Source organism: Colwellia sp. TT2012, assembly GCF_001440345.1.
Classification (GTDB): domain Bacteria; phylum Pseudomonadota; class Gammaproteobacteria; order Enterobacterales; family Alteromonadaceae; genus Colwellia.
In genome coordinates, this window is sequence record NZ_LJYX01000018.1 from 37,343 (window position 1) to 44,995 (window position 7,653).

At 38.6% G+C, this 7,653-nt stretch carries 8 protein-coding genes and 1 pseudogene; 3 read left to right on the forward strand and 6 right to left on the reverse strand.

The genetic code is table 11. The features are described from left to right. Window positions 1–359 precede the first annotated feature (359 nt). Both ASU03_RS13360 and ASU03_RS20000 read left to right on the forward strand, forming a co-directional pair. Window positions 360–2,888, forward strand: a complete 2,529-nt coding sequence (locus ASU03_RS13360; protein WP_057832304.1) for a M4 family metallopeptidase — start codon at window positions 360–362, stop codon at window positions 2,886–2,888. Window positions 2,889–3,349: 461 nt separating this feature from the next. After that, entirely contained in the window at window positions 3,350–3,508 is a 159-nt protein-coding gene (locus ASU03_RS20000; RefSeq protein ID WP_197411252.1) for a transposase domain-containing protein, read from the forward strand. A gap of 25 nt (window positions 3,509–3,533) precedes the next feature. On the opposite strand, the gene ASU03_RS13365 is transcribed toward ASU03_RS20000, so the two are convergent. The 4 genes from ASU03_RS13365 to ASU03_RS13380 all read right to left on the reverse strand — a co-directional run bounded on the left by ASU03_RS13365 (window position 3,534) and on the right by ASU03_RS13380 (window position 5,117). Further along, window positions 3,534–3,713, reverse strand: a complete 180-nt coding sequence (locus ASU03_RS13365; RefSeq protein ID WP_057832305.1) for a hypothetical protein — start codon at window positions 3,711–3,713, stop codon at window positions 3,534–3,536. A gap of 118 nt (window positions 3,714–3,831) precedes the next feature. After that, the gene (locus ASU03_RS13370) at window positions 3,832–4,224 is read right to left on the reverse strand and encodes a hypothetical protein (RefSeq protein ID WP_057832306.1); all 393 of its coding nucleotides are present in this window, start codon (window positions 4,222–4,224) and stop codon (window positions 3,832–3,834) included. Between the two features lie 119 nt (window positions 4,225–4,343). Beyond that, on the reverse strand, window positions 4,344–4,652 hold the full coding sequence (locus tag ASU03_RS22115) for an excalibur calcium-binding domain-containing protein (protein WP_057832307.1): 309 nt from the start codon (window positions 4,650–4,652) through the stop codon (window positions 4,344–4,346). Window positions 4,653–4,772: 120 nt separating this feature from the next. Continuing rightward, window positions 4,773–5,117, reverse strand: coding sequence for a hypothetical protein (locus tag ASU03_RS13380; RefSeq protein ID WP_057832308.1), 345 nt, complete (start codon window positions 5,115–5,117; stop codon window positions 4,773–4,775). Window positions 5,118–5,235: 118 nt separating this feature from the next. Between ASU03_RS13380 and ASU03_RS13385 the strand changes: the two are divergent. Next, window positions 5,236–5,448: pseudogene (locus tag ASU03_RS13385) on the forward strand (IS110 family transposase); the annotation flags it as partial. A 21-nt stretch (window positions 5,449–5,469) separates the two neighbouring features. On the opposite strand, the gene ASU03_RS13390 reads toward ASU03_RS13385, so the two are convergent. Together ASU03_RS13390 and ASU03_RS13395 are read right to left on the reverse strand one after the other, a co-directional pair. After that, complete coding sequence (locus ASU03_RS13390; RefSeq protein WP_082627282.1) at window positions 5,470–6,765, reverse strand: serine hydrolase domain-containing protein; 1,296 nt, start codon at window positions 6,763–6,765, stop codon at window positions 5,470–5,472. Beyond that, window positions 6,731–7,420 (reverse strand): hypothetical protein, encoded by a 690-nt coding sequence (locus ASU03_RS13395; RefSeq protein ID WP_057832311.1) that lies wholly within the window; start codon window positions 7,418–7,420, stop codon window positions 6,731–6,733. The genes ASU03_RS13390 and ASU03_RS13395 overlap by 35 nt, the downstream gene beginning before the upstream one ends. Between the last annotated feature and the right edge of the window lie 233 nt (window positions 7,421–7,653).

Here is a 7,653-nt window from a genome sequence, read left to right on the forward strand (position 1 = left end):
TTTAGATGAGTAACACTATATATGTATATTGTATACACGCAAGGGGAATAGCTAAGGAGTTGTAACAAAAACAAATGAAAGTAAAAAAAATGGCTATTCCCTTGGGTTAAAGGCTATTTTATCAAAGAAAAAGTACAATGATAGCCTGATATTATTACTTGTATTTGTTATGGGTGGCAGAGTTTATTGTTATGGACAGCAGAGTTAATTACTGTTGATTAACTGCCGTATAACTTATAATTAACCTGCCAGATAACTAAAATGTTGGACCAGGTCAGAATATTAGCTTAGTTCGACCAGGAACAGCATCAACTGGTGGTTTACTGCTGGTAAAACAATAACTAGGAAAAAAATTTTAAATGAAATACTTATCTTTAACGGCTCTTGCCGTAACGTCAGTCCTTTCGGGCATGGCACAGGCTGCAACACTATCTAACGCTGCGACGATCGATTTTAATCAAGGCGCAATCAATTCAATGACTGCTCAACCAACTGCCCTAACAGGTCTTGGTTTTAAAGCTGTCAAAACAGTGACCTTGACCAATGGCACTAAAAAGACTCGCTATCAACAGCTTTACATGGGCGTGCCAGTATATGGTACTTCGGTAGTGGCTCCAACTGCTGTTCCTGGCATCATGAGCATGACATCGACTATCGGTAGCACCGCTCAAGGTAATATTTTGACCGGTATCGCTGGTGATATTAAGAACACAAAAGCTAAATATTCAGATAAAGCAGCGTTAAATATTTTACGCGCTAGCAATAACATTAATAATGTTAGCTTGGTTCAAGTGAGAACTGAAAATGAACAAAGCGAATTGTTTGTTTATCTTGATGACAATGGCGTAGCGCGTTTGGTTTACCTAACGTCTTATTTTGTACATCAGCCAACCCCAAGTCGTCCATATGCGATTATTGATGCCAACACTGGTGAGATAATCAAAAAGTGGGAAGGCTTAACCATGCGTCAGGCAACTGGCCCAGGTGGCAATACTAAAACTGGTCGTTATGTTTATGGCGTCGATTACCCAGCGTTAACCGTTGATGAAAATTGTCGTATGAGCACTTCGAATGTTAATACTATCGATATGAATCATCAAACATGGGGCGGCAGCATTTTTCAATTTAACTGCCCAGAAAATAATTACAAAAGCATTAATGGTGCTTTTTCACCATTAAACGATGCCCATTACTTTGGTAATGTTATATTTGATATGTATCAAGATTGGTTTAATGCTGCACCGCTTAACTTTAAGCTGACCATGAAAGTGCATTACGGGTATAACTACCAAAATGCATTTTGGAATGGTCGTGAAATGACCTTTGGCGACGGTGGTTCGGTGATGTACCCAATGGTTACATTGGATGTGTCGGCTCATGAAGTCAGCCATGGTTTTACCGAACAAAACTCTGGACTAGTTTATATGGGTCATTCAGGTGGCATGAACGAATCATTCTCTGATATGGCAGGTGAAGCGGCAGAGTATTTCATGAAAGGCACCAACGATTGGATTATTGGCGGCGAGCTAATGAAGTTTTCTGATGGCATGCGCTTTTTAGATGATCCAACTAAAGACAACCGTTCAATTGCTCATATTAATGATTATTACGATGGCATCGACGTTCACCACAGCTCGGGTCTTTATAATAAAGTATTTTATACCTTAGCTCACAAAGCTGGTTGGAACACTCGCACTGCGTTTGAAGTCTTCACTTTAGCCAACCAACTATACTGGACTGCTAACTCAACCTTTACCGCCGGTGCTCAAGGGGTATGTTCTGCTGCAATCGATAAAGGGTTGAGTGTACAAGATATTCAAGACTCATTTGCCGTGGTTGGTATTGATTCTGGCTGTGCGACAACCGCTCCGATACCAACAGACGCTACCGAGTTAGTTAACGGTGTTAGATTGACTGGTCAAAGTGCCGAACGCGGTAGTGAAGTTTTCTACACCGTGACTGTGCCTGAAAATTCTACCAGCCTAGATATTGCGATCACTGGTGGTAGCGGTGATGCCGACATCTATACCCGTTTTGGTGTGGTACCAACAACTAAGAGCTTCGATTGTCGTCCTTTTGTCACTGGTAATGAAGAATCATGTCAAATAGCTGAACCAACAGCTGGTGTTTACCATGTAATGCTTAAAGCATTCACAAGCTATGACAACATGACTATCACAGCAACATTTGATACGTCAACCACGACACCAATACCAATACCAGCAGACAATGTGCTAGTTAACGGTGTACCGGTAACAGGTTTAACGGCTGGAACAGGCGAGAGTGTACGTTATACGTTACAAGTTACTGAAGGTGCAACAGCGTTAAGCTTTGTTACTTCTGGTGGCCAAGGCGATGCTGATCTTTATGTAGCTTTTGATCGTGAACCGACTAAATCAGAATACGATTATCGTCCTTATGAAAGTGGTAATGATGAAACAGTGACAATTGCCTTGCCAAAAACAGGTACTTATCATGTGATGGTTCGAGCTTATTCTGAATTTAGTGATGTGGCACTAATGGCAGCATACACGCCAGCGGTACCAACTGATTCATTACCAAATGCATGTGTAAGTCAAGAGCCTCTTGGTTATAACAAAGTGGAAGACGGTCAAGCGATCTGTACCACTGCGAACAGCGGTGACTTCTTTATTTACATAGATAGTGATGTGACTACGGTAACAATCCGCACCGGTGGTGGTACCGGTAACGTTGATCTATACGCTAGCTACGGCAACTGGCCATCACCGACTGATCATCAATACAAATCGACTAACATGTCTAACAATGAAAAAATTGTCGTGACTGGTCAGCAAGGTTGGTTGATGATCAACACCCATAGCAATGGTAGCAGTACAAATGTTACCTTACAGGTTGATTTAGATTAATCTGATGGTTTGATGCCGAACCCGAACATAGCAATATGTTCGGTTTTTTTTACTTAAATAGTTGCGTATTCAGCGTTCGCGCATATGAGGACAATGAATTTATCTCCTGCTGATACTCAGTTTTAATTAGCACAAATCTTATATGTGGTCGCTGGTATACCTCAAGGAATATTGGACACTCAAAAACTTTAGCTCCAAAAACAAACCTAACCGGAATTAATTATTTTGGTTATGAATAAGTAAAGTAAGAACCTTGGGGAGCTTACTACGGTCTTTAAATGGGATTTATTAGCCAGATATTTTTACTTGTCATTATTATTATGGGTGGCAGAGTTAAAAAGCGACAAACATAAAAAAGCGCCTTACGGTAATGCAGATCAGTTAAGAAATTTTTAAGATCCATTGACCGATCTTCTGGTTAGGTTATAAAGGCTTCTGAATTTATTCAGGAGCCTTTTCTTTTGCAGCTATCTACCGCTTTATCACAAGTTTCACAAAACAATTTCACCGAGTTTACTGCACTAAGTGAGCTATTAGAGCCTAGCCTCGTTGCTGATGCATTAGCACAATCTGGAGTTGCTACCATCAGGAAACGTAAACTCCCCATGGAACAGAAATAAATAGAAATAATCGGACACCCATACTTTAATAAGTATTACTCACTGCAATACCCGTTCGCGCGTTCAATTCGGCTTTTGTTGCTTTGCTCCCCAAGGAACTAGCTACGTCTTTAGCTAAAACACCTGGCTGGGAAGCGAGTAAAACAGCATGAAGTTTATACGCTAATGAATATTGATCGTAATGACGTTTTCTTGTATATCCCATGATTAACCTCTTTGGTAACAATTAAATAAATAACTGTCCACCAAAGTGGTACAAGATCAAAGCGGAACCTAACCAACTGTTTTTGTTCCGTTTGAAGTGCTTGTATGGATAATATACCCTATTTTGTCTTTAGAACAACGATCAATGCCTTACCACCAAACCCATGTTTATTACATTTAGCTCTTACTATTACCTTAGAAATTTCTGATGGAATTTTGATTTTACAACGACTACGTGTAACTGGTTGCTCATTATCGTGAGGGTGACCAAGTGAACGGTATCCGAGTTGATTGCCCTCTAAATCTAAAACCTCCCATTTATCTGCGTAATGATCCCAGCCTTCGTCATTGTGTCGAACTGAAGTATCAAAACACCAACTACCGCTAGCTCTTTGAGTTGCTTCAACATGCGTAACCTGAGCAAAGTCTAAAGAGGTAGAATAAGTATCTATGTCAAATTTTGATGCCAATGCAGATGATGCAAACATCGATAATATTAGTAACAGTTTCATGTAAACTCCATTTCACCTAACGCCTTGCTAAGCGGAAAATAATGGTTGGCTATAATCGCGAAGCGATGCCCAACTGTTATTTTTCCGTTTGATGTTCTTGTAGAGGTTTGAAAGCACCTCTACTTATTAAACTGTCTTTCGCACGGAATACCATCACCGTCGCCATCCATTTTCGTATTGGGGCAATAGCGGATAAAGTATTTCGCTTCTTCATATGATGTCATTTGAGAGCAATGTTGTCTGCCATCGCATTTATAGGTAACCTTAGGCTTAGCTATCTCTTTAGCTTGAGCTAAGGTTTTCATAGCGTCACTGTTTGAGAATTCTGAAACAGCTTTTGTATGAGTTGATTCGACAAGAGTACTGTCTTTAAAGTAGAACTGCCAAGCAGCAGCACAAATAACTATGAGAATAATTAAATTTTTCAATTGAACACCATCCTTGATAAAACCTCTAACGCCCTAATAACAGGCTAAGTAATAGTTGGCTAAAATTGTGTAGCGAAGCGAAACGTAGCCAACTGTTACGTGTCCTTGTTTATTTACTTGTTATACGTTTTTATACAGGTCGTGTAATAATTCATTCTCTGTCTCGTTGAGAAGAGTATTACCATGAGTTAACTTAAGGTTATTGGAATCCCCAGATTTAGAGATTGATCTCACTCCATCTAATACACAAAGAAAGCCAAAAACAGATTCATTTACAGCATCAGATATAATACTTTTAACCATATTCTTATCAGAATTACTCAACGAGTTAAACCAAACCGATTTTTTAACTAAATTTTCATCTGGCTTTCTACCAGGAGGCGAACCTAAATTATCTATAGTATCTTCAATCGCAGATGTGGAAACAACATCTTCGATTATTGTAATAAACTCTGAGTTATTCACCAAACCTCCTGAAACGTATAGACATAATGACTCCCACGAGGTGCTAGCCTCCAGATTCGTGGGTTAGTAAAACCAGAGCCATAATATATGTGTTAAACAATATAAACTGGAGGCTAACATGTACAAACATAACATACTTTTCATTGGCTTAGATACCCATAAAATCTCAACAGAAGTGGCGCACATAGAAGACCAACGTGGCGCAAAGCCCATTCATTATGGCAAAGTAAAAACCACCAAAGCAGCCATTACAAAATTGGCGCGGCAATATCAATCCAAATACCCACAGGCAACGCTACATTTTGTTTATGAAGCAAGCCCCTGTGGCTATTGTTGCACTTCAAACTTGATACTAGGTTTTTTTACACTCTTCAATGTTAATATGTGACTTCAATATTTCGGCCATTTTTGGGCGCATTCGCCAAAATTTATCTGGTATATAGTTTGTTGCAAATGCAATCGAGGCATTGCATTCTGGTATAACCAGCAAATATGCAGTTGAAGCTTTATCTGTTACCCCACCATGATGTAAAACCGTCCATGTCTGTTTATCATTATCGTTTAATCTTATTGAGCCAACACGCCAACCAAGTGAGTATTTGTCAGAATTAACTTCACCATTTCTTAATTTTGTCGGAGTATATATTTCCTGTCTCACTTCTTTTGACAAATAATTACCACTATATGTTGCTTGTGCCATATTGACTAAATCAATGGGTGTCGATATAAACCCACCACCGCCAAAAAGAAAGCTTCTATCTCGATTTGTGGTTGACATGACATATTTACCATCAGTTTTGTAATCAGAGTAGTAAGTCGCTTCATGCTTTTCCCCCGCAAATGACGTATCAAGTTCCGTGCTTTTCATTCCAAATTTTGACCACAATGAAGATTGAAGAAAATCAACGTAATTCATATTTGCTGCTTGCTCAATAACCGCAGACAACAAAATATATCCATTAGATGAGTATTTATACTCAGTGCCGGGTTTGAATAAAAGTGAATGGGAAGAAAACACATAGAATGCGTCAAACGGGCTTTTGTGATCTTTTGTATTTACAAATTCAGCTTCGTCACGCTCTGGGGTATCGTGTGGGATACCTGCTATATGAGACGCTAATTCTCTTACAGTGAAAGAATCTGTGTAGTCAGGCATTTTAATATACTGGCTGACTAATGAGTCTAAACTAATCTTCCCTAAATCAACCAATTTAGCTAATGCGATACCTGTCATCGGTTTTGCAAGGCTACCTACCGAGTATTGAGTCTCTACAGTAGCTTTTTTGCCTTCCTCTATATCTGCGTACCCTATTGCACCAGCAAAAACTAATCTATTGTCAATGTTAATAGCAAGTGATAAAGAAGGTAGTTTATATTCTTGTTTTAATATTTTCATTTCATTTAACACCCCTTCATTTTTAGGGTGAGAATGCACTGAGGTGGAAATTACCCCGACAAGCAGAAAAACAATACGGAATAAATTTGTTAATCGTATCACGATACTTCCTTTAAAAGCTAACGCCCACTTAAGCGGACGAAGATTGTTGGTTAAAATGTGTAGCGAAGTGGAACCTAACCAACTGTTTTTGTTCCGTTTAAAGTGCTTGTTAGTTTTAAAATTTAAATACATCGTTAAATTTCTCACCATCTCGGATCTTAGCTAGGTTTTTATATAACGAAGTCCTATCAAGATCATCCACTGCAAGGCGGGCTGCTAAATAGTTTTCATAAGTATTACCATCTGTAAAAAAATCTAAACCTTTTAACTTAACACCTTCGACTTTATCTCTTGTTAAGGAGATATTTTTAACTAATATGTGTTCTCTATGATCAACTATTGTTGCAATACCTTCACCAAACCAAAATGGTATATTAAACATATAGTTAATCCATCCAACTCTATGTATAACCTCAGCATGAAGTAGTTCATGTGAAACAACATCTGTATTTTGTCCATCAGGACCAATCACAACACATTGTCCTATTGGCGAAGGGTACGTTTGTCCAACTGAGTTTATCGCAAAGCTAGCCACTTCATTTTTATTCATGACAATCACTATCTTAGGAAAAGAAACCATTGCTCCATAAGTACTAGTTATTCGTTTTTTTCCAGCACTAATTATGGATAAAATTTCTATATGTTTATTTCTTTGTGCTTCTGGGCTAATAAAAACATTAGGGCTAATCTCAACGTAATTTGAAAGTCCAATCAATTCACATGATAAGGCATGTCTCTGACTAACCACTCCACTGATAACGAATATTAAGATAATTGCAGTAACAAATATCTTAAATTTTGACATCAATACATTCCTGTAAAACTAACGCCCACTTAAGCGGACAAAAATTGTTGGTTATAATGTGAAGCGAAGCGGAACCTAACCAACTGTTTTTGTTCCGTTTGAAGTGCTTGTATGGATAATATACCCATCTTTTAATTCTATTGTAAAACAAGTTTAGGTAAAGTGAGGCCCAAGCTTTGGCTGCAACCAAAGCCTTTTTATACGGTAGTTCGATGAAGTTCTGGCTCCTCTGT

Bases quoted from the DNA above. Each gene is read 5' to 3' on its own strand.
- ASU03_RS13360 (WP_057832304.1), top strand. From the start codon at position 360: ATGAAATACTTATCTTTAACGGCTCTTGCCGTAACGTCAGTCCTTTCG.
- ASU03_RS13365 (WP_057832305.1), bottom strand. From the start codon at position 3,713: ATGGGATATACAAGAAAACGTCATTACGATCAATATTCATTAGCGTAT.
- ASU03_RS13370 (WP_057832306.1), bottom strand. From the start codon at position 4,224: ATGAAACTGTTACTAATATTATCGATGTTTGCATCATCTGCATTGGCA.
- ASU03_RS13390 (WP_082627282.1), bottom strand. From the start codon at position 6,765: ATGGTGAGAAATTTAACGATGTATTTAAATTTTAAAACTAACAAGCAC.
- ASU03_RS13395 (WP_057832311.1), bottom strand. From the start codon at position 7,420: ATGTCAAAATTTAAGATATTTGTTACTGCAATTATCTTAATATTCGTT.